The organism is Sphingomonas sp. BLHR8, assembly GCF_056821725.1.
Genome location: NZ_JBPDIM010000001.1, coordinates 1,333,945 through 1,355,135, shown reverse-complemented (window position 1 = coordinate 1,355,135; position 21,191 = coordinate 1,333,945). Strand labels below are relative to the sequence as shown.

Genomic DNA, 21,191 nt, shown 5'->3' with positions numbered 1-21,191 from the left:
AGGCAAGTCAAAGAGGCTGATAATGCGAAAGTGGCTGGTCAGGCTTGCGGCGCTGCTCGGTTTGATGGCGGTGGGGGCGGGGTCCGCCTCGGGCTGGACGCAGCCCGGCCTCCTCAATCTGCTCGATCGGCTGAGCCCGCCCGACGCGCGCGAAGTTCCGGTGCGGCAGGTCGCGCGAGCGGTCTCCTACGGCCCGGACGAAGTGGAGCGAGTCGATGTCTGGGCGCCAGCACGGCTCGCGCCCGGTCAGCGTGCGCCGGTGATCGTCTGGTTTCACGGCGGCGGTTGGACGAGCGGCAGTCGTGAAGCCTATGGCTTCGCTGGCCGCGCCTTTGCGAGCCGTGGCTTTGTAACCGTGGTGGCGGGCTATCGTCTGGGCGAGGCTGGACGGTGGCCGCGCTTCATGGAGGATGCCGCTGCGGCAGTGCGCTGGGCACGACACAATGCATCGCGCTACGGCGGCGATGGGGAGCGGCTGGTGCTCGCCGGGCACAGCGCCGGCGCGCATATCGCGACGCTGGTGGCGCTCGACCGCCGCTGGCTGGGCAGCGACAATGCGGTGGTGGCCGGGGTGATCGGCCTTGCCGGTCCGTACGACTGGCTGCCGTTCGAGCCGGGCTCGGGCTCGGATCGCGTGATGGGCCGCGCGCAGCCAATCGGCGACACGCAGCCGGTCAATTTCGCTCGCGCGGATGCCCCGCCGATGTGGCTCGCGTGGGGGACGGCGGATACGAGCGTCAAACGGCGCAATATCGACAACCTCAGTGCCGCGCTGCGCCGGGTGGGCGCGCCGGTAGAGGTTCAGCTTTACCCGGGCATGACCCATGCCGGCAGCGTCATGCCGCTCGCTCGTCCGTTTCGGCGGGATGCGCCGCTGCTTGACGACGCGGTGGCGGCGGCGCGGCGGATGCTGGCGCAAGGGCGGGCGGAACCCGGCGGCGATCGCTGACGCAAATACTTGCAACGCGCCGTGCGACAAGCCAAGTGCGAAGGGCCGCGCCCAAGTCCCATCCGCGCGCGTCTGACCGAGAGACTTGAACACCGATGGCTCAATTCCGCCTGCCCGCCAACAGCCGCATCAGCGCCCCGCGCGTCGTCAATCGCGTGGAGGGCGGCAAGCGGGTCAAGCGGTTCAAGATTTACCGCTACGACCCAGAGAGCGGCCAGAATCCGCGCTATGACACGTTCGAGATCGATCTCGACGATTGCGGCCCGATGGTTCTCGACGCGCTGTTCAAGATCAAGGGCGAGATCGATTCGACGCTGACTTTTCGCCGCTCGTGCCGCGAGGGGATTTGCGGGTCGTGTTCGATGAACATGAACGGGCTCAACGGGCTCGCGTGCACCACGGCGATCGAGGATCTGAAGGGCGATGTGACGATCACGCCGTTGCCCACGATGGAGGTGATCAAGGACCTCGTCCCCGACTTCACGCATTTCTACGCGCAATATGCCTCGATCGAGCCGTGGCTGAAGACCAAGACGACGGCGCCGTCGGGCAAGGAGCGGCTGCAGTCGCCTGAGCAGCGCGCCGAGCTCGACGGCCTCTACGAATGCATCCTGTGCGCCTGCTGTTCGTCGAGCTGCCCGAGCTACTGGTGGAACAGCGATAAGTTCCTGGGTCCGGCGATTCTTCTGCAGGCGTATCGCTGGCTGGCGGACAGTCGCGATGAATTTGCGGGCGAACGGCTCGACGAGCTGGAAGACCCGTTCCGCCTTTACCGCTGCCACACGATCATGAACTGCGCCAACGCCTGCCCCAAGGGGCTCAACCCCGCACGGGCGATTGCCGAGGTGAAGAAGCTGATGGTGGAGCGCACCGTCTGAGCGAGGTGATGAAGGGGCTCGCGCCGACCACGCGGCTCGCCGGTGAGGCGGGCGAGCGGGCGGGCACGCACTTTGTGTCGGCGCCGCTTGCTGACGGTTGGGTCAGCTGGAACCTCGCCGATCCGACGCGCTTCAACGCGCTGCTCGAACCGCTGTCGGTACGGCGCGAGGCGGATCTGCCCGATGGACGCCCTGTCGCGCGGGTGCGGATGCTGCCGACGCGCCAGCACAGCAACCTCGGCGATCACGTGCACGGCGCCGTCACGCTGGGCTTCATCGACATCGCGCTGTTCGCCGCTTCGCATCAGTTCGGGGTGATGGGCGCAGGGCCGGCGGTGACGCTCGACCTGTCGACGCAGTTCGTGGGGGCGGGTCGCATCGGCGAGCCGCTCGACGCGGTGACCGAACTGGTGCGCGAGACGGGGCGGCTCGTTTTTCTGCGCGGGCTCGTCGTGCAAGGCGATACGATGGTGGCGAGCTTCGCCGGTACCATTCGCAAACCGTCGCCGCGATGAGCGCTGTCCTCGCCGCTTACGACGCGCTGGTCGCGGGCGGCGAGCTGCGGCCCGATGCCGAGCAGCGCGCAGCGGCGATGCGGCTTGACGCGCTGGCCGACGCGCTGAGCGCCGAGGCCAGGCCCCAGCGCTTCCTCATGCGTATCGGGCTTGCCCGACGGGCAGAGGCGCCCGCGGGCATCTACCTCTGGGGTGGCGTCGGCCGCGGCAAGTCGATGCTGATGGACCTGTTCCACGATCAGGTCGCCGTTGCCGACAAACGTCGCGCGCACTTCCACGCCTTCATGGCCGAGGTCCACGCCCGGCTGCGCGCTGCGCGTGCGAGCGAGGCGGGCGATCCGGTCATCGCCGTCGCTCGCGACATGGCGGGGGAGGCGCGGTTGCTTTGCTTCGACGAGATGATCGTCAACAACAGTGCCGATGCGATGATCATGTCGCGACTGTTCACAGCGCTGATCGAGGGCGGGGTGACGATCGTTACCACCTCCAATCGCGCGCCGAACCAGCTTTATCTCAACGGCCTCAACCGCGAGCATTTCCTGCCCTTTATCGCGCTGATCGAGCGGCGGCTGGAGGTGATCGCGCTGAATGGTCCGACCGACTATCGCCGTGACCGCATGGCGGGGCTGACGCGCTGGCACGTGCCTAATGGCGCGGAAGCCACGGCCGCGCTGTCGGTCGCCTTCTTTCGCATGACCGACTGGCAGGTCGACGACCGCGACAGCGTGCCCTCGGCTGAACTCGACGTCGGCGGAGGCCGCACGCTGCATGTTCCCAAAAGCCTGAAGGGCGTCGCGGTTTTTTCCTTCAAGCGGCTGTGCGGAGAGGCGCGCGGTGCGGCGGACTATCTTGCCATCGCGCGCAATTATCATACCGTCATCATCGTCGGCATCCCGCGCATGGGGCCGGAGCTCCGCAACGAAGCCGCACGATTCAACACGCTGATCGATGCGCTCTACGAATATGGCGTGAAGCTGCTGGCCAGCGCCGATGCGCTTCCGGCGGAGCTCTATCCCGCCGGCGACGGCGCGTTCGAGTTCGAGCGCACCGTCAGCCGCATCGAAGAAATGCTGTCGGACGACTGGCTCGAACGCGGGCACGGCTCGCACTGACGTAATGACACCCCCTCCCCACAAGGGGTGGGGGGAAGCGCCCGGGAACCCGTTGCCAATCGCACCCCCCGCGCCTAACGCACGCCGCGAGGCTGCGCGCGCCGGTGCGCGGCGAATCCGAACCGCTTGAGACAGGGGTCCAACCGCACATGGCTCGCAAGAAGATCGCGCTCGTCGGCGCAGGCAATATCGGTGGCACGCTGGCGCATCTCGCCGCGCTGCGCGAGCTGGGCGACGTGGTGCTGTTCGACATCGCCGAGGGCGTGCCTCAGGGCAAAGCGCTCGACCTCGCGCAGTGCGGCCCGGTCGATGGCTTCGATGCCAAAATCACCGGCACCAATGATTATGCCGACATCGCAGGCGCGGACGTGGTGATCGTCACCGCGGGCGTTCCGCGCCGGCCGGGGATGAGCCGAGACGACCTCCTCGGCATCAACCTCAAGGTCATGAAGGCGGTGGGTGAGGGCATCAAGGCCAACTGCCCCGACGCTTTCGTGATCTGCATCACCAATCCGCTCGACGCGATGGTGTGGGCGCTGCGCGAGTTCTCGGGTCTGCCGCACAACAAGGTCGTGGGCATGGCGGGCGTGCTCGACAGCGCGCGCTTCGCGACCTTCCTCGCGTGGGAGTTCGGTGTGAGCGTGCGCGACGTCAACGCCTTCGTGCTGGGTGGCCACGGCGACACGATGGTGCCGGTGCTCAGCTATTCCACCATCAGCGGCATCCCCGTCGCCGACATGGCCAAGATCAAGGGCGTCGACGCCGCGCGCCTCGACGAAATCGTCACCCGCACCCGCGGTGGCGGCGGTGAAATCGTCGGTCTGCTCAAGACCGGCAGCGCCTTTTACGCCCCCGCGACGAGCGCCATCGCCATGGCCGAAGCCTACCTCCGCGACCAGAAGCGCATCCTCCCGGTCGCGGCCTATGTCGACGGCAAATACGGGCTCAACGGCCTTTACGTCGGCGTTCCCGCGGTGATCGGCGCGGGCGGCATCGAGGAGGTGGTCGAAATCAACCTCTCCGATTCGGAAAAGGCGAACCTCAAGGTCTCGACCGACGCGGTGGAAGAGCTGCTGACCGCGTGCAAGACGCTCGATCCAAGCCTCGCCTGAGGGTTAAGCGAGAGGAAATTTGCGTGTGCAAGTCTCTGATGGCGGGGCGTGCCGGGGCTGTCGCCTTGGCGTTGGCCTTCTCAACGCCCGTCGCGGCGCAGATTCCAACCGCGCAGCCTGAGGCCGTCGTTGCAGGAGTGCGTGATTGCATCGCGGCTGTCGGGCCGGGCGTCGTCGCGGCGGATCGCGTACAAGAGCTCGGTTGGAGGCGTGCTCGGGCCGAGGTGAACGGTCGTCCGACCGGGACGCCTTTGCCGATCTTTTCCAAGGGTCACGGTGATCCGCTGCTCCTGCTCCCGCCTGCGTCCGCAAGTGGCAGCCAGACCTGCGCAATCGTGGGACGGCTGTCCGGCGCAAGCGCGTTCGATCAGCTTGTCGCGACCCTATCGACCCATTTCACCGCCCGCGGGCGGTCATCGGGCGACCCCGTGTTCAGTACGCCGGAAACGCTTATGCACCTTGCGCAGACCGGGACGCGGGAAAGCCCCGGATTTCGTATCATCACTGTCCCGATGCCTGCCACGCGCTAAGCACGTCTGACCGCGCCGGCCGCTGGCGGAATTGCGTTAGACGCTGGCGCGGACGATAATTTTGGGCCAATGGCGTCCTGGCCGCTCGACCTCGAGCAGCCTTTATCCCCATCTGCGACCCATCGAAGATAATTGGAGCGCTCGACCCTCATGTCCATCCTCGTCGACAAGAACACCAAGGTCCTGACGCAGGGCATGACCGGGGCGACCGGTACCTTTCATACCGAACAGGCGCTCGCCTACGGGACGCAGATGGTCGGCGGGGTGACGCCGGGGAAGGGCGGGACGACGCATATCGGCCTGCCCGTGTTCAACTCGGTCGCCGAGGGCATGGAGCGCACCGGCGCCACCGCGTCGTGCATCTATGTGCCGCCGAAGTTCGCCGCCGCTTCGATCATCGAGGCGATCGAGGCGGAGATGCCGCTGATCGTGTGCATTACCGAAGGCATCCCGGTGCTCGACATGGTCAAGGTGAAGGCCAAGCTCGAAGGTTCGAAGTCCCGACTGATCGGGCCGAACTGCCCGGGCGTGCTGACGCCGAACGAGTGCAAGATCGGCATCATGCCGGGCTCGATCTTCAAGAAGGGCAGCGTCGGCGTGGTGTCGCGTTCGGGCACACTCACCTATGAGGCGGTGTTCCAGACGACGAACGCCGGGCTCGGCCAGTCGACCGCGGTCGGTATCGGCGGCGATCCGGTCAACGGCACCAACTTCATCGATGTGCTCGAACTGTTCCTTGCCGACGACGAAACCAAATCGATCATCATGATCGGTGAGATTGGCGGAAGCGCCGAGGAAGACGCAGCGCAATTCCTCGCCGACGAAGCCAAGCGCGGCCGCAAGAAGCCGATGGTCGGCTTCATCGCCGGCCGCACCGCGCCTCCCGGTCGCCGCATGGGCCACGCCGGCGCGATCGTGTCGGGCGGCAAGGGCGGCGCCGAAGACAAGATCGCCGCAATGGAAGCCGCCGGCATCAAAGTCGCGGCGAGCCCCAGTGAACTCGGTACCACGCTGGTCGAGGTGCTCAAGGGCTGACGATTGCCGGCTGCGACGCATCGCGGAGTCGATTGCGTCGCGGCCGCAATAACGCCCTTCGCATGGTGACGTGCGCTGGAGTTGCCATTAGGGCTGCGGTGAGACCCGCCGCCTAACGGATAGAGCTGTGAACGACCTCTCCCCCCAGGATTTCGCAACCCCCGAAGCTCGGCCCTCGTGGGCGCGCGATGCGTGGCCTCTGCTCGACACCGACGCGCTGACCGCGGGGCTCGACCCGACGCAGATGCAGGTCGCGGTCAAGGCCGCGGCGGACAAGGCGGCGAAGGCGGGCGCGGTGCCCGCGTTGAGCGAGGCGCAGGCGACCGCCGCGGCGGATGCGTCGATCCGGGCGATGATGCTGGTGCGCACCTATCGCGTGCGCGGGCATCTGGCGGCGGACCTCGATCCGCTCGGCCTCAAGCACAGCGAGATTCCGGCGGACCTGACGCCCGAATATCATGGCTTCGGTGCGGACCAACTCGACACACGCGTCTATCTTGGCGGAACGCTCGGGTTGGAATGGGCGACGATTCGCGAGCTGCTAGCGGTGCTGCGCGCCAACTACTGCGGCAAGGTCGGCATAGAATATATGCACATCACCGACCTCGACGAGCGTCGGTTTCTTCAGGACCGGATGGAGGGCGCGGACAAGGCGATCGACTTCACGCCCGAAGGCAAGCGCGCGATCCTCAACAAGGTGATCGAAGCGGAGGAGTGGGAAAAATTCCTCGCCCGCAAATATGTCGGCACCAAGCGCTTTGGGCTCGACGGCGGCGAATCGATGATCCCCGCGCTCGAGGCGATCATCAAGTACGGCGGCCAATATGGCGTGCGCGAGATCGTGTACGGCATGGCGCACCGAGGGCGGCTGAGCGTCCTCGCGAACGTGATGGCCAAGCCGTACCGCGTGATCTTCCACGAATTCGCGGGCGGCAGTGCCAACCCCGATGACGTGGCCGGTTCGGGCGACGTCAAATATCACCTCGGCACCTCGTCGGACCGCAGCTTCGACGGGATCGAGGTGCACATGAGCCTCGTCCCCAACCCCAGTCACCTGGAGGCGGTGAACCCCGTCGTGCTGGGCAAGGTGCGCGCGCAGCAGACGATGCGCGACAATCTCGATGCCAACGACGAAGTGCTGCCGGTGCTGATCCACGGCGACGCTGCCTTCGCCGGGCAGGGCATCGTTTGGGAATGCCTCGGCTTCTCGGGCGTGCGTGGGTATAACACCGGCGGTTGCATTCACTTCATCGTCAACAATCAGATCGGTTTTACGACCAGCCCGCAGTTCGCGCGGTCCTCGCCCTATCCGTCGGACGTCGCGAAGGGGATTCAGGCGCCGATTCTGCACGTCAACGGCGACGATCCGGAGGCCGTGACCTTCGCGTGCAAGCTGGCGATCGATTTCCGCCAGCGGTTCAAGCGCGACATCGTGATCGACATGTGGTGCTACCGCCGCTTCGGGCACAATGAGGGCGACGAGCCGAGCTTCACCCAGCCGGTCATGTATCAGGCGATCCGCCAGCATCCGCCGGTGTCGACGCTTTACCAGGAGCGGCTGACGCAGCAGGGCGTGGTTAGCGATGCCGATGCCGACGCGATGCGGCAGGGGTTCGTGGCGCGGCTGGAGGAAGAGTTCGCCGCCGGCGCCAGCTACAAGGCCAATCAGGCCGACTGGTTCGCAGGGCGCTGGTCGGGACTGCATGCGCCGGCCGAACCCGAGGAGGGGCGCCGCAACGTCGCGACCGGCGTCTACGACGACTTGTTCGATCGCGTCGGGCAGGTGCTGACCACCATCCCCGGCGACCTCGAAGTGCACAAGACGCTGAAGCGGGTCATCGACGGCCGCGCGGCGATGTTCGCTGCCAGCGAAGGCGACGTGTTCGATTGGGCGACGGCGGAGAGCCTCGCCTTCGGCACGCTGGTGGCGGAGGGGCACGATGTCCGCCTGTCGGGGCAGGATTCAGGCCGCGGCACGTTCAGCCAGCGACATGCGGTGTGGGTCGATCAGGCGAGCGAACGCCGCTACGTCCCGCTCGCGACGCTGCCTGAAGCGAAGTTCGAAGTGCTCGACAGCCCGCTTTCCGAATACGGCGTGCTCGGCTTCGAATATGGCTATGCGCTCGCCGATCCGCGCACGCTGGTGCTGTGGGAAGCCCAGTTTGGCGATTTTGCCAACGGCGCGCAGACCATGATCGACCAGTTCATAGCGGCGGGCGAGGCCAAATGGCTCCGCGCCAACGGGCTCGTGATGCTGCTGCCCCACGGCTATGAAGGTCAGGGGCCGGAGCATAGCTCGGCGCGGCTCGAACGCTTCCTGCAACTGTGCGCAGGCGACAATATCCAGGTCTGCAACATCACCACGCCGAGCAACTATTTCCATGTGCTGCGGCGCCAGATGCTTCGTCCGTTCCGCAAGCCGCTGGTGATCATGACGCCGAAGTCGCTGCTGCGGCACAAGCTGGCGGTATCGGCGCGGGCGGATTTCATCGGCGAAGCGCACTTCCGGCGCATCATGTCCGACCGCACCGCGCCCGCCGACGAGGCGGTCAAGCGGCTCGTGTTGTGTTCGGGCAAGGTCGCTTATGACCTGATGGAAGCGCGCGACAAGAATGGCCTCGGCGACACCACCGTCGTGCGCCTCGAGCAGCTCTATCCCTTCCCCGGCGAACCGCTGGCGGCGCGGGTGGCGAAGATGCCGAACCTCGAAGAGGTGGTGTGGTGCCAGGAGGAGCCGAAGAATAACGGCGCCTGGTTCTTCGTCGAACCGTTCATCGAAGATGCGCTCGCGGCGGCGGGCAAGGCGGGGATGCGTGCCCGTTACGCCGGTCGCGCGCCGGCAGCGTCGCCTGCAACGGGGCTGATGAGTCGCCACCAGACCGAGCAGGCGGCGCTGGTCGCCGACGCGCTCGGCCTCAGCGTGCGCGGCGAAATCCGCCGCGTGCGCGCGGAGGGCGGCAACCCCACCTCCAAACCGAGCGAGGTCGGCAAGGCGGGGGCCTGACCGCGCTGGTGGACCCTGCCGCGTGCAATCGTTAGGGGCGGAACCCAAAGCCCCAGCGCAGCTTCAGAGGAACGTGATGAGCTCGGAAGTCAAAGTCCCCACGCTTGGTGAGTCGGTAACCGAGGCGACCATCGGCCAGTGGCTGAAGAAGCCCGGCGACCCGGTTGCGCTCGACGAGCCGATCGCCAGCCTCGAAACCGACAAGGTGGCGGTGGAGGTGCCGAGCCCGGTGGCGGGGGTGATGGGCGCCTATGTCGCGCAGGAAGGCGACACGGTCGCGGTCGGCGCGGTAATCGCGACGATCGAAGAGGGGTCGGGCGCTGCGGCGGCTGCGTCCGCGCCGGCGGTGGCGAGCGAGCCGAAGCCGGCTCCGACGGAGGCTCAGCTAGCCAAGACGGATTCGCCCGCAAAGAGCGCCGATCCGGCGACGCTTGCGCCGTCAGCCCGTCGTGCGGCGGGGGAAACCGGGATCGACCCGGCCGCTGTCGCCGGCTCGGGCCGAGACGGCCGCGTGACGCGCGCGGATATCGAGGCGGCGGCGAAGGCGCCGGAAGCTCCCGCAAGTGCCCCGACGCCGAGCCCCGCGCCCGCCGCCGGCGGCGAGCGGCGCGAGGAGCGCGTGCGCATGTCGCGGCTGCGGCAGACGGTCGCGCGGCGCCTGAAGGAGGCGCAGAACACCGCCGCGCTGCTCACCACGTTCAACGATGTGGACATGAGCGCGGTCATCGAGGCGCGTACCAAGTACAAGGACCTGTTCGAGAAGAAGCACCAGGTCCGCCTCGGCTTCATGGGTTTCTTCACCAAGGCGGTGGCGCTGGCGGCAAAGGATGTGCCGGCGGTCAACGCGGCGATCGAAGGCGATGAGATCGTTTATCACGACTATCTCGACGTGTCGGTGGCGGTGTCGGCGCCCAACGGCCTCGTCGTGCCGGTGGTTCGCAACGCCGACCAAATGAGCTTCGCCGAGATCGAAAAGGCGATCGGCGACTTCGGTGCGCGCGCCAAGGCCGGCACGCTCAAGATGGAGGAGATGCAGGGCGGCACCTTCACCATTTCCAACGGCGGCGTGTTCGGGTCGCTGATGTCGACGCCGATCATCAACCCGCCGCAGAGCGCGGTGCTGGGGCTCCACCGCATCGAGGAGCGCCCGGTCGTGCGCGACGGCCAGGTTGTCGTGCGCCCGACGATGTACCTCGCCCTCTCCTATGACCACCGTCTGATTGACGGTCGCGAGGCGGTGACGTTCCTGGTGCGCGTCAAGGAAGCGATCGAAGACCCGACCCGGTTGCTGATCGATCTCTGACGATCAGAGGGGCACGATCTCGTCGGGCGTGTTGCCCGGCTGGATGACGTCGCCGCCGCCCGGGATCTGACTGGGATCGGCATGACCTGGCGAGGGGTCTTCGGGGATTTCCGCTGGGTTGGGATTGCCCGGCGCCTCCGACGGCGGCGAGGGGACTGGGTTGAGCGGGAGATCGGGCGCGCCGGGGTTCGGCAGCGGGGCGTTGGGGTCACTCGCCATCATCGTTCCTTATCAGCTCTGCTGGGCAGGACGGTGCAGGGTTCAGCGAGTCAACGCGGGCGAGGCACGGCACGTTCCCGCGCTCGCTTGCCCTTGAGGGCGCGCTTGCTATAGAGCCGCGCGTTCACGTCGACCGCGCTTCCGGGCTCCCTTGGGGCAGGTGGCTGGTGACGGCGCTGCGGGCGTGGCGGAATTGGTAGACGCGCTGGATTTAGGTTCCAGTGTCGAAAGACGTGGGGGTTCGAGTCCCTTCGCCCGCACCAACCAAGCCGTCCGCATGGCCGGTTCGACGCGAGAATTTCCGTCCGGGCGGCGGCTGGATGTGACCCGTCCAGCTACCGCTCGCCAAGAGCTTTGAGAAAGAGACCGATGCCGCACGTCGAGACGCTGAACGAAGGCCTCAAGCGCGCTTACACGCTGACCATCCCCGCTGCCGACATCGAGGCGCGGGTGGATACCGAGCTGAAGGCGATCGCGCCGTCGGTGCGCATGCCCGGCTTCCGCCCCGGCAAGGTGCCGGCGAATTTGGTCCGCAAGATGCACGGCCCGCAGCTGATGCAGCAGGCGCTGGAGCGCAGCGTGCGTGAGGGCGTCGATGCGCTGGTAGCGGGCGAGAAGCTGCGCCCGGCAATGGCGCCGACCATCGAACTTGAGGAAGGCTATGAGGTCGGCGGCGACGCGGCGGTCAAGGTCGCGCTCGAAGTCCTGCCGGCGTTCGACGTGCCCGCGCTCGACGATCTGAAGCTCGAACGACTGCAGGTGCCGGTCGACGACGCCGCGGTCGACGCGCAGCTCGAGCGGATCGCCAGCCAGTCCAAGCGCTTCGAGGACGCGCCGGAAGGTCACTCCGCCGCGACTGGTGACCAGGTGGTGATGGACTTCGCCGGCAGCGTCGACGGGGTCGCCTTCGATGGCGGCACGGGCAGCGGGATGGCGGTCGAGCTCGGCTCGGGTCAGTTGATCCCCGGCTTTGAAGAACAGCTTGCCGGCGCCAAGGTCGGCGACGAGCGCGAGGTGAAAGTCACCTTTCCGGCCGACTATCCCGCCGAGAATCTTGCGGGCAAGGACGCGGTGTTCGCGGTCACCGTGACTGCGGTCAAGCAGGCGGCCGAGACGAAGCTCGACGATGATTTCGCCAAGCAACTCGGGCTGCAGGGCATCGACCAGCTGCGCAAGATCATGACCGAGCAGGTCGAACAGGAGCATAATGGGCTCACCCGCACGCACATGAAGCGGCGCCTGCTCGACCAGCTGGCGGACGCGCATGATTTCGAGGTGCCGCCGTCGATGGTCGAAGCGGAGTTCGCGCAGATCTGGCGCCAGCTGGAGAGCGAAATCGCGAACGAGGCCGACCCGGAAGCCGCTAGGGCCGAGCTCGAAAATGATCGCGATGAATATCGCAAGATCGCCGAACGTCGCGTGCGGCTTGGACTCTTGTTGTCGGAAATCGGCCAGGCCAACGGGGTCACCATCGACAGCAACGAGATGAACCGGCTGATCGCGCAGGCAGCGCAGCAATATCGCCCCGAAGATCGTCAGCGCTTCGTCGAGTATATCCAGAACGACCCGCTCGCCGCTGCGCAACTGCGGGCACCGCTGTTCGAGGAAAAGGTAGTCGACTTCCTGTTTGGCAAGGCCACGGTCACCGATCGCGAAGTGACGCGCGCCGAGCTGGAAGCAGCGATCGAGGCGGACGAGGACGTTGCGCCTGCGGCTCACGTCCACGGGCCGGATTGCGACCACGACCACGATCATGATCAGGCGAAGCCGGCGGCGAAGAAGGGCAAGGCTGCCTCGAGTGACGAAACAGCGTCGAAGAGCGGTGATGCTGCGGAGGAAGCGAACGCAGCCGCGGCCGTAACCGAGGCTCCAACGAAGGCGGACAAGCCGAAGGCTGCGCGCAAGCCCAAGGCGGCCAAGGCCGGTGACGATGCTGGTGCGGCCGAAGCGCCGGCGTCCGCCGACACCGCTGCGCCCAAGCCCAAGTCACGCGCCAAGAAGCCGGCTGCCGAATAAGCCGTCAGGTCCGAACATGAAAAAAAAGGCCCCGGTTTGCGCCGGGGCCTTTTTTCATGCGGATTGAAAAACCTAGAAGGTCACTTCGCTGACCGAACGGATGACCTTGCCGAGGATGCCATAGTCGATCGCTTCTTCGGTGCTCATCCAGTAATCGCGGTCGATATCCTTGCGCACGCGTTCGATGTCCTGACCGGTCGCATCGGCGATGACGCGCGCCAAACGTTCGCGCATCTTGATGATTTCCTTGGCCTGAATCTCGATATCGGTCGCGCGCCCGCCCGCCCCGCCCGAGGGCTGGTGGATGAGGAAGCGCGTGTTGGGCAGACAGAAACGCCGCTCCTTGGCCGCGCCGAGGAAAATATGCGCCCCGGCACTCGCAACCCATCCGGTCCCGACCACCGCCACGGGCGACGCAATATAGTGGATGAGATCGTGGATGGTGTCGCCGGACTCGACATGCCCGCCGGGCGAATTGATCAGCAGCTTGATCGGTTCGTGGCTGATGTGGTCGAGGTACAGGAGCTGCGTGCAGACGCGCTCGGCCAGCTTTTGATCGATCCCGCCAAAGATCAACACCGTCCGCGCCTCGAGAAACTTTGCCATCAGCGCCGGCGTGCCGACCGGGTTCGGGCGATCGACGTCGGTTTCCGGCTCCGGATCGTCGAGGCGGAACGGGGTCGGGCGGTCGTGGATCAAGGGAAAGTCTCCGCTGAGTGGATGGATGCTAGGTCGGCGGTTGCGCCGGTAAGATCAAGGGGGAGGGCGGGCTCCCGGCGCGCGAACCGGCGCCCCCTTGCGTGGGGCGAGCGCGGCCCGATATAGGCCGCGGTTCCACTGCCAGGACTTTTCATGACCCCGATGTTTCCGGGCGACGCAATTGCGCCGCTGACCAACGCCCTCGTTCCGATCGTCATCGAACAGTCGAGCCGTGGCGAACGCAGCTTCGATATTTTCTCGCGCCTGCTGCGCGAACGGATCGTGTTCGTGACCGGCGAGGTCGAGGACAATATGGCGTCGCTGATCGTCGCGCAGCTGCTGTTTCTCGAGAGCGAGAATCCGACGCGCGACATCTACATGTATATCAACTCGCCGGGCGGCGTGGTGACCGCCGGCATGGCGATCCACGACACGATGCAATATATCCGTCCGCGCGTGGGGACGGTGTGCATCGGGCAGGCGGCGTCGATGGGGAGTTTCCTCCTGGCGGCAGGCGAGCCGGGGATGCGCATCGCGCTCTCCAACGCGCGGATCATGGTGCACCAGCCTTCGGGCGGCGCTCGGGGCATGGCTTCGGATATCGAGATTCAGGCGCGGGAAATCCTGCGCATTCGTCGCCGGATGAACGAGCTTTACGTCAAATATACCGGCAAGAGCCTCGAAGATATCGAACGGGCGATGGACCGCGATACCTTCCTCGAGGCCGAGGAAGCGAAGGCGTTCGGCATTGTAGACCAGGTGTTCGACCAGCGTCCTGCCAACGCGGATATCACGCCGGTCACCCCCGCACCCGAGGCGGACAAGTCGACGAGCTGAGGGGCGGGGCGGGCGCGTCGGGGTTGCGAGGCCCGGACGACACGCGCATATCCTGCCATGACAATGTTAAGGCGCTCGGGGGTATGGTGAGGCTTCAGGCCGTGCCACAACCGGCTTCGCACGCCATCGAAGGGTTCGAATGACCAAGATCAGCGGCAGCGACTCCAAGTCGACGCTCTACTGCAGCTTCTGCGGCAAATCGCAGCACGAGGTCCGCAAGCTGATTGCCGGACCCACCGTCTTCATCTGCGATGAATGCGTCGAGCTTTGCAACGACATCATCCGCGAAGAGGCCAAGGGCAGCGGTCCCGCCAAGAAGGGCGGTGGCGTGCCGTCCCCACGCGAAATCTGCGAGGTTCTTGACGACTATGTCATCGGACAGGCCGCGGCGAAGCGCGTGCTGTCGGTGGCGGTGCACAACCACTACAAACGCCTGAACCACAGCGGCAAGGGGGGCGACGAGGTCGAGCTCGCCAAGTCGAACATCCTCCTTGTCGGGCCGACCGGGTGCGGCAAGACGTTGCTGGCGCAGACGCTGGCGCGCACCTTCGACGTGCCCTTCACCATGGCCGACGCGACGACGCTCACCGAAGCGGGTTATGTCGGCGAGGATGTCGAGAACATCATCCTCAAGCTGCTGCAGGCCGCCGACTATAATGTCGAGAAGGCGCAGCGCGGCATCGTCTACATCGACGAGATCGACAAGATCAGCCGCAAAGCCGAGAATCCGTCTATCACCCGCGACGTGTCGGGCGAGGGCGTGCAGCAGGCGCTGCTCAAGATGATGGAAGGGACAGTTGCGAGCGTCCCGCCGCAGGGTGGGCGCAAACATCCGCAGCAGGAATTCCTCCAGGTCGATACGACCAACATCCTGTTCATCTGCGGCGGCGCCTTTGCCGGGCTCGAAAAGATCATCGGCGACCGCATGCAGGGGAAGTCGATCGGCTTTGGCGCGCACGTCGCCGCGCCGGAGGAGCGCAAGACGGGCGAGACGCTGAAGAGCGTCGAACCGGAGGATCTGCTCAAGTTTGGGCTCATCCCCGAATTCGTCGGGCGACTGCCCGTGATCGCCACGCTCGAGGATCTCGACGAGGCGGCGCTGGTGCAGATCCTGTCCGAACCGCGCAATGCGCTGGTCAAGCAGTATGCCAAGCTGTTCGACCTCGAAGATGTGAAGCTCAGCTTCACCGACGACGCGCTGGGCGCGATCGCGCGCAAGGCGATCGTCCGCAAGACCGGCGCGCGCGGCCTCCGCTCGATCGTTGAAGCGATCCTGCTCGACACGATGTTCGATTTGCCTCAGCTCGACGGGGTGAGCGAAGTCGTCATCGACAAGGACGTGGTCGAAGGGCGCAAAGAGCCGATCCGGGTGTTTGCGGACCACGGCCGCGAGGGCGCCGAAAACGCCGCCTGACGCGGCGAGTTCCGCTGCGGACTTGATTTTGTAACATAACTGACGCACGGGCGCGCCAAAGGCGGGTCCGGCGCTCAGGCGCGTCCACGAATCATAACATACCACGCCGATTGGGACTGGGTCTTCACGCGAGATCGCCGGCGCCAGTGGCGCACAGGCCAACAGGGGTTTGACGATGAAAAGCATGTTGTTCCGCGGCGTTGCATTCGCTGCGCTGATGGTCCCGGGCGCCGCGTTTGCGCAGTCGACGGGCTCGGTCGATTTCGAAGAGGATGATGCGATCGTCGTCACCGGCAGCCGCACCGACCGCGGCGTGGGCGGCGTCATCACCCCGGACACGACCAAGGCCAAGCAGGTCCTGACGCAGGAGACGATCGAACGGCAGAACCCCGGCCAGACGATCCTCGACACGATCAACGTCGTTCCGGGCGTCAACTTCACCAACAACGACGCTTATGGTTCGTCGGGCGGCCAGCTGACCATCCGCGGCTTTTCGGCGGACCGGATCAGCCTGACCTTCGACGGCGTGCCGCTCAACGATTCGGGCAACTATGCGATCTATTCGAACCAGCAGCTTGATCCGGAGCTGATCGAGCAGGTCAACGTCAACCTCGGTTCGACCGACGTCGACAGCCCGACCGCCGCCGCGTCGGGTTCGACCGTCAACTATCGCACGATCGTGCCGAGCGAAGAGCTGGGCGCCATGCTGTCGGCCTCGATCGGCGAATATAATTTCTTCCGCGTGTTCGGGAAGCTCGAGCTCGGCGAGTTCACGCCGTGGGGCACGCGCATGTTCGTGGCCGCGTCGAAGGCGACCAACGACAACCCGTTCAACAACTACGGCCGCGTTGACAAGCAGCAGTTCAACGCGCGCATCTGGCAGCCGATCGGCGGCGAGGGCGACTTCATCTCGGTCGCCGGCAACTATAACCAGAACCGCAACAACTTTTTTGGTTCGGTGCCGCTGCGGCTCGACGCCAACCGCGTCGTCGGTGCGGGTTCGGGCAACCGCTTCCCGCTCACCAACGACGAGCGTGAGTACAACATCAACTTCCCGTGCTCGACGTTCGTTGCGGCGCGCCCCGGCGTTGCCGACGCGGCGACGAGCTGCGGCACCGAATTCGACCGTCGCTACAATCCGTCGAACACCGGCAACATCCGCGGTTCGTCGCGCTTCACCTTCGGCCAGTTCACGCTGACCGTCGACCCGAGCTACCAGTATGTGAAGGCGAACGGCGGCGGCACCGTGGCCGCGCGTGAAGGCGTCGCCGATGTCGACCCTGCCGCGGGTGCGATCACGAATGTGACGGGCTACGTCCGCGGTCGCCCCTATTTCGGGCGCGACCTCAATGGCGACGGTGACCTGCTCGACGAAGTGACGCTGCTGGCGCCGAGCCAGACGCAGACGCATCGTTACGGCGTGATCGCGGGCCTGCGCTACGACATCAACGACGAGCACACGGTGCGCCTCGCCTATTCGTGGGATCGCGCGCGTCACCGCCAGACCGGCGAGGTCGGCGGCCTGCAGGTCAACGGCGAGCCGCTCGACGTTTTCCCGGTGAATGGTGGGCTGACTGACGTGACTGGCGCCACGCTGCAAAAGCGTGACCGTCTGTCCTACGCCATTCTGCATCAGATCGCGGGCGAATATCGCGGCGAGTTCGGTCCGCTGGTGGTCAACCTCGGTCTGCGCGCGCCGTTCTTCCGGCGTGAGCTGAACAACTACTGCTTCACGACGTCGGATTCGGGCTTTGTCGACTGCTTCGGTGAAGGCAATGCGCGCAATGCGACCTACGCGGGCCTTAACCCGACGGTGCAGGGGCCGCAGCAGCGCGTGCTGAACTATAGCGCGGTGCTGCCCAACGCCGGCCTCACCTATGACCTCACCGACGCGCTGAGCCTGTTCGGTAACTATTCGCGCGGCATCCAGGTGCCGGGCACGGACGCGCTCTATAACAGCTTCTTCTTTGCGCCGGACAGCGATGCTGCGCGGCCTGAGCCGGAGACGTCGGACAACTTCGACCTCGGCCTGCGCTATCGCAGCGGCCGGGTGCAGGCGCAGCTGTCGGGCTGGTACACGCGCTACGAGAACCGTCTCGCCTCGGCGTTCGACGAAGAAACGCAGCGGACGGTGTATCGCAACCTCGGCCGCGTCGACAAATATGGCCTCGACGGGTCGGTGTCGTTCGCGCCCAGTCCGAACCTCGTCCTCTACGCCTTCGGTTCGTACCTGTGGTCGGACATCAAGGAAGATATTCGCATCGGCACCGTCAACGGCCAGCCGGTGTTCGCGCCGACGGCCGGCAAGCGTGAAGCGGGTGCGCCGGTCTACACCTATGGTGCGACGGCGCGCGGCATCCTCGGTCCGCTTGAGCTCGGCGTGACCGCCAAGCGCACGGGTGAGCGCTATCTGTTCGACACCAACGTGCCGGTGATTGCGGTCATCAACAACGTTTCGCAGCAGGTCTATCCGGCGGCGACGGACCCCTATTGGCTGGTGAACCTCGACGCGCGGTTGAGCCTTGCGCAGTGGGGCCTCGAGCGGACGTTCGTTCAGCTCAACGTCTACAATCTGTTCGATGAGCTCTACGTCGGCAGCTACCAGGGCGGGCTCTATCAGACGAGCTTCCCGAACGCTCAGATCGGTGCCCCGCGGACCGTCAGCGCGACGCTTTCGATCGGCTTCTGATCCGCTCGATCGCAAGAATAAGGGGGGCGTCGGAGCTTGGCTCCGGCGCCCTTTTTCCGTTCGGCCCCCGGGAACGCAGCGGTCGGCGAGGATGTTATTGGCACGTCGCCTCGACAGGGGGCGGCCGTGAACATATATGGTACGAATGGCGCAGCTTTCGCTCTCGGAGAAGTTGGAGATTCTCGCCGACGCCGCGAAATATGACGCGAGCTGCGCGTCCTCGGGCGGATCGAAACGCAACAGCCGCGACGGAAAGGGTATTGGCTCGACGACCGGGGCGGGCATCTGCCATGCCTATGCCCCGGATGGACGGTGCATCTCGTTGCTCAAGCTGCTGCTGACCAATAGCTGCATTTTCGACTGCCATTATTGCATCAACCGCAAATCGAGCAACGTGCGGCGAGCGCGCTTCACACCGGAAGAAGTGGTCGCGCTGACGCTCGATTTCTATCGCCGCAACTATATCGAAGGGCTGTTCCTGTCGTCGGGCATCATCCGCTCGTCGGACTATACGATGGAGCAACTTATTCGCGTCGCAAAAGCGCTACGCGTTGACCATGGCTTCCGCGGCTACATCCACCTCAAGACAATCCCCGACGCCGACCCCCAGCTGGTGCACGAGGCGGGGCTGTGGGCGGACCGCGTGTCGATCAATATCGAGCTGCCGACGATCGGCGGACTGCGGCAGCTCGCGCCCGACAAGGATGCCCAGCAGATCGACGGGGCGATGGCGGGGATGGCGGAGGCGATCACCGACACGCGCGACGCGCGCAGACGCTATCGCCACGCGCCAAAATTCGCGCCCGCGGGGCAGTCAACACAGATGATCGTCGGCGCCGATGCGGCCAATGACGCGACTATCATCGGGACGGCGGAGTCGCTGTATCGCCGTCACGGCATGCGGCGCGTCTATTACAGCGCGTTCTCGCCGATCCCGGACGCGAGCACGGTGCTGCCCCTCAAATCGCCGCCGCTGATGCGCGAACATCGCCTCTACCAGTCGGACTGGATGATGCGTTTCTATGGCTTTTCCCCCACCGAGGTCGCCGCCGCGACCGACGGGGAGGGCATGCTGCCGCTCGACATCGACCCGAAGCTCGCTTGGGCGCTCGCCAACCGGCATATCTTTCCGCTCGACGTGAACAGCGCGTCGCGAGAGATGCTGTTGCGTGTTCCCGGACTGGGGCCGAAGGCGGTCAACGCGATCATTGCCGCGCGGCGGGATCGTCGGCTGCGCATGGATGACGTCGCGCGCATCAGCCGATCGATCAAGAAGCTGCGGCCATTTATCGTCACCGCCGACTGGCGACCGACCTTGCTGGCCGATCGCAGCGATCTCGATGCCTTCGTGCGCCCGCCAGCGGTTCAGCTCGACGCATTTACCGATCTCGTCGCGTGACGGCGGAAGCGGCCTACGTCGCTCGCCTGTCGGACGAAGATGATGTCGACGGATGGCGCGCGCATGTCCGCAGCGCCATCGCGCGCGGCATCGCACCCGAGCGTATCCGCTGGGTCGTGGGGGAGGGCGGTGGCGATCTCCTCGCGAGCGCCGGTGTCGACCTGAAACCCGTGCGCGAACCGGCGGCGCTGTCCGTGCCGAAGGGCGCGCTTGCGCTTGTGTCGACCGCGCTTTTGCATTCGGACGCTGAACGGTTTGTTCTGTGTCACCGGCTCATCGCCGATCTCGCGGCCCGCGCGCGCCGGCTCGACGATCGCGCCGATGCGTTGGTTGCGCGGATCGAGGCTCTGTCGAAATCGGTGCGGCGGGACATTCACAAGATGCACGCATTCGTTCGCTTTCGCGCGGTGGAGAGCGATGATGGCGGCCAGCGATATGTCGCCTGGTTCGAGCCGGAGCATCATATCGTGCGCGCCAACGCCGGCTTCTTCGTCAACCGCTTCGCCGCGATGCGCTGGTCGATCCTGACGCCCGAATTGTCGCTGCACTGGGACGGTGAGCGATTGAGCGAAGGGCCGGGCGCGGTTCGGGGGGATGCGCCCGACGGTGACCCGGTCGAGGACACGTGGCGGCGTTATTACGCCAGCATCTTCAACCCGGCGCGGGTCAAGGTGAAGGCCATGCTGAATGAAATGCCCAAGAAATATTGGGCGAACATGCCGGAGACGAGCCTCATCCCGGAACTGATCGCGGGAGCGCAGGCGCGGTCGGCGTCGATGCTGGATGCGTCCGCAGCGAAGATGGATAGCGTGAAAATGGCATTCGAAACCCGTCCAGACTCCGAACTCAGCAACAGTTCGGCCGCATGGCCGGCGCTGCGGGAGGAGGCGAGAGGGTGCACGCGCTGCCCGCTGCACGCCAACGCGACGCAACTGGTGTTCGGCGAAGGTCCGATCGACGCGGCGATGGTCCTTGTCGGCGAACAGCCGGGCGACCAGGAGGATCTGGCGGGCCGTCCGTTCGTCGGGCCGGCGGGACAGTTGCTCGACGATGCGCTGGCGGAAGCCGGGATTGATCGCGGACGGCTTTATATCACCAACGCGGTCAAGCATTTCAGCTTCACCGTGCGCGGCAAGCGGCGCATTCACCAGACGCCGACCGCCAATGAAATTAGCGCATGCCGCTGGTGGCTCGATCAGGAACTGGAGTTGGTGCGACCGCGCCTCGTGCTCGCGCTTGGGGCCAGTGCGGCACGAAGCCTGCTGGGGAAGCCTGTGACGATCGCGCGCAGCCGTGGCGAAACGCACCACCTCGCCAACGGTACAGTAGCGCGGATCGCCGTGCACCCGAGCTACCTGCTGCGTCTGCCCGACCGGGATGTTGCGGCGGAAGAACGGCGGCGGTTTATCGACGACCTGGCCGCAGCGCATCGCATCGCGCTGGAACTGGCGGCCTAAGCTGAACGCATCGACAGAAACCG

General features: G+C 65.8%; 16 protein-coding genes and 1 tRNA gene. 15 read left to right on the top strand and 2 right to left on the bottom strand.

What is annotated here, in order from left to right; genetic code table 11:
• Positions 1–22: 22 nt before the first annotated feature.
• From ACRYJK_RS06655 to odhB, 8 genes are all read left to right on the top strand, one after another.
• Positions 23–949, top strand: a complete 927-nt coding sequence (locus ACRYJK_RS06655) for an alpha/beta hydrolase (RefSeq protein ID WP_482666755.1) — start codon at positions 23–25, stop codon at positions 947–949.
• Positions 950–1,044: 95 nt separating this feature from the next.
• Positions 1,045–1,827, top strand: coding sequence for a succinate dehydrogenase iron-sulfur subunit (locus ACRYJK_RS06650; RefSeq protein WP_482666754.1), 783 nt, complete (start codon positions 1,045–1,047; stop codon positions 1,825–1,827).
• 8 nt (positions 1,828–1,835) lie between these two features.
• On the top strand, positions 1,836–2,342 hold the full coding sequence (locus ACRYJK_RS06645; RefSeq protein WP_482666753.1) for a PaaI family thioesterase: 507 nt from the start codon (positions 1,836–1,838) through the stop codon (positions 2,340–2,342).
• Complete coding sequence (gene zapE, locus ACRYJK_RS06640; protein ID WP_482666752.1) at positions 2,339–3,454, top strand: cell division protein ZapE; 1,116 nt, start codon at positions 2,339–2,341, stop codon at positions 3,452–3,454. Before ACRYJK_RS06645 ends, zapE begins: the two co-directional genes overlap by 4 nt.
• 149 nt (positions 3,455–3,603) lie before the next feature.
• Entirely contained in the window at positions 3,604–4,566 is a 963-nt protein-coding gene (gene mdh / locus ACRYJK_RS06635; RefSeq protein WP_482666751.1) for a malate dehydrogenase, read from the top strand.
• A 680-nt stretch (positions 4,567–5,246) separates the two neighbouring features.
• The gene (gene sucD / locus ACRYJK_RS06630) at positions 5,247–6,131 is read left to right on the top strand and encodes a succinate--CoA ligase subunit alpha (protein WP_482666750.1); all 885 of its coding nucleotides are present in this window, start codon (positions 5,247–5,249) and stop codon (positions 6,129–6,131) included.
• Between the two features lie 127 nt (positions 6,132–6,258).
• Complete coding sequence (locus ACRYJK_RS06625) at positions 6,259–9,135, top strand: 2-oxoglutarate dehydrogenase E1 component (RefSeq protein ID WP_482666749.1); 2,877 nt, start codon at positions 6,259–6,261, stop codon at positions 9,133–9,135.
• A 76-nt stretch (positions 9,136–9,211) separates the two neighbouring features.
• Entirely contained in the window at positions 9,212–10,438 is a 1,227-nt protein-coding gene (odhB, locus tag ACRYJK_RS06620) for a 2-oxoglutarate dehydrogenase complex dihydrolipoyllysine-residue succinyltransferase (protein ID WP_482666748.1), read from the top strand.
• A 3-nt stretch (positions 10,439–10,441) separates the two neighbouring features.
• Here odhB and ACRYJK_RS06615 read toward each other — a convergent pair whose 3' ends face one another.
• On the bottom strand, positions 10,442–10,657 hold the full coding sequence (locus ACRYJK_RS06615) for a hypothetical protein (protein WP_482666747.1): 216 nt from the start codon (positions 10,655–10,657) through the stop codon (positions 10,442–10,444).
• A 178-nt stretch (positions 10,658–10,835) separates the two neighbouring features.
• Here ACRYJK_RS06615 and ACRYJK_RS06610 point away from each other — a divergent pair.
• Both ACRYJK_RS06610 and tig read left to right on the top strand, forming a co-directional pair.
• A tRNA-Leu gene (locus tag ACRYJK_RS06610) sits at positions 10,836–10,920 on the top strand.
• A gap of 106 nt (positions 10,921–11,026) precedes the next feature.
• Entirely contained in the window at positions 11,027–12,673 is a 1,647-nt protein-coding gene (tig, locus tag ACRYJK_RS06605; protein ID WP_482666746.1) for a trigger factor, read from the top strand.
• A gap of 72 nt (positions 12,674–12,745) precedes the next feature.
• Here tig and ACRYJK_RS06600 read toward each other — a convergent pair whose 3' ends face one another.
• A complete protein-coding gene (locus ACRYJK_RS06600) occupies positions 12,746–13,372 on the bottom strand; it encodes an ATP-dependent Clp protease proteolytic subunit (protein ID WP_482666745.1) in 627 nt (208 codons plus the stop codon).
• A gap of 153 nt (positions 13,373–13,525) precedes the next feature.
• Between ACRYJK_RS06600 and ACRYJK_RS06595 the strand changes: the two genes are divergently transcribed.
• The 5 genes from ACRYJK_RS06595 to ACRYJK_RS06575 all read left to right on the top strand — a co-directional run bounded on the left by ACRYJK_RS06595 (position 13,526) and on the right by ACRYJK_RS06575 (position 21,168).
• Positions 13,526–14,209, top strand: coding sequence for an ATP-dependent Clp protease proteolytic subunit (locus ACRYJK_RS06595; protein WP_482666744.1), 684 nt, complete (start codon positions 13,526–13,528; stop codon positions 14,207–14,209).
• A gap of 139 nt (positions 14,210–14,348) precedes the next feature.
• Positions 14,349–15,623, top strand: a complete 1,275-nt coding sequence (gene clpX, locus ACRYJK_RS06590) for an ATP-dependent Clp protease ATP-binding subunit ClpX (RefSeq protein WP_482666743.1) — start codon at positions 14,349–14,351, stop codon at positions 15,621–15,623.
• A gap of 175 nt (positions 15,624–15,798) precedes the next feature.
• Positions 15,799–18,312 (top strand): TonB-dependent receptor, encoded by a 2,514-nt coding sequence (locus ACRYJK_RS06585; protein ID WP_482666742.1) that lies wholly within the window; start codon positions 15,799–15,801, stop codon positions 18,310–18,312.
• A 145-nt stretch (positions 18,313–18,457) separates the two neighbouring features.
• The gene (locus ACRYJK_RS06580; RefSeq protein WP_482666741.1) at positions 18,458–19,711 is read left to right on the top strand and encodes a putative DNA modification/repair radical SAM protein; all 1,254 of its coding nucleotides are present in this window, start codon (positions 18,458–18,460) and stop codon (positions 19,709–19,711) included.
• The gene (locus ACRYJK_RS06575) at positions 19,708–21,168 is read left to right on the top strand and encodes a UdgX family uracil-DNA binding protein (protein ID WP_482666740.1); all 1,461 of its coding nucleotides are present in this window, start codon (positions 19,708–19,710) and stop codon (positions 21,166–21,168) included. The genes ACRYJK_RS06580 and ACRYJK_RS06575 overlap by 4 nt, the downstream gene beginning before the upstream one ends.
• Positions 21,169–21,191: the final 23 nt, after the last annotated feature.

What these genes read in the sequence shown, in the direction of transcription:
- sucD (WP_482666750.1), top strand. Translation starts at nt 5,247, where the DNA reads ATGTCCATCCTCGTCGACAAGAACACCAAGGTCCTGACGCAGGGCATG.
- ACRYJK_RS06655 (WP_482666755.1), top strand. Translation starts at nt 23, where the DNA reads ATGCGAAAGTGGCTGGTCAGGCTTGCGGCGCTGCTCGGTTTGATGGCG.
- ACRYJK_RS06645 (WP_482666753.1), top strand. Translation starts at nt 1,836, where the DNA reads ATGAAGGGGCTCGCGCCGACCACGCGGCTCGCCGGTGAGGCGGGCGAG.
- ACRYJK_RS06595 (WP_482666744.1), top strand. Translation starts at nt 13,526, where the DNA reads ATGACCCCGATGTTTCCGGGCGACGCAATTGCGCCGCTGACCAACGCC.
- ACRYJK_RS06585 (WP_482666742.1), top strand. Translation starts at nt 15,799, where the DNA reads ATGAAAAGCATGTTGTTCCGCGGCGTTGCATTCGCTGCGCTGATGGTC.
- zapE (WP_482666752.1), top strand. Translation starts at nt 2,339, where the DNA reads ATGAGCGCTGTCCTCGCCGCTTACGACGCGCTGGTCGCGGGCGGCGAG.
- mdh (WP_482666751.1), top strand. Translation starts at nt 3,604, where the DNA reads ATGGCTCGCAAGAAGATCGCGCTCGTCGGCGCAGGCAATATCGGTGGC.
- ACRYJK_RS06615 (WP_482666747.1), bottom strand. Translation starts at nt 10,657, where the DNA reads ATGGCGAGTGACCCCAACGCCCCGCTGCCGAACCCCGGCGCGCCCGAT.
- ACRYJK_RS06580 (WP_482666741.1), top strand. Translation starts at nt 18,458, where the DNA reads ATGGCGCAGCTTTCGCTCTCGGAGAAGTTGGAGATTCTCGCCGACGCC.
- tig (WP_482666746.1), top strand. Translation starts at nt 11,027, where the DNA reads ATGCCGCACGTCGAGACGCTGAACGAAGGCCTCAAGCGCGCTTACACG.
- odhB (WP_482666748.1), top strand. Translation starts at nt 9,212, where the DNA reads ATGAGCTCGGAAGTCAAAGTCCCCACGCTTGGTGAGTCGGTAACCGAG.
- ACRYJK_RS06650 (WP_482666754.1), top strand. Translation starts at nt 1,045, where the DNA reads ATGGCTCAATTCCGCCTGCCCGCCAACAGCCGCATCAGCGCCCCGCGC.
- clpX (WP_482666743.1), top strand. Translation starts at nt 14,349, where the DNA reads ATGACCAAGATCAGCGGCAGCGACTCCAAGTCGACGCTCTACTGCAGC.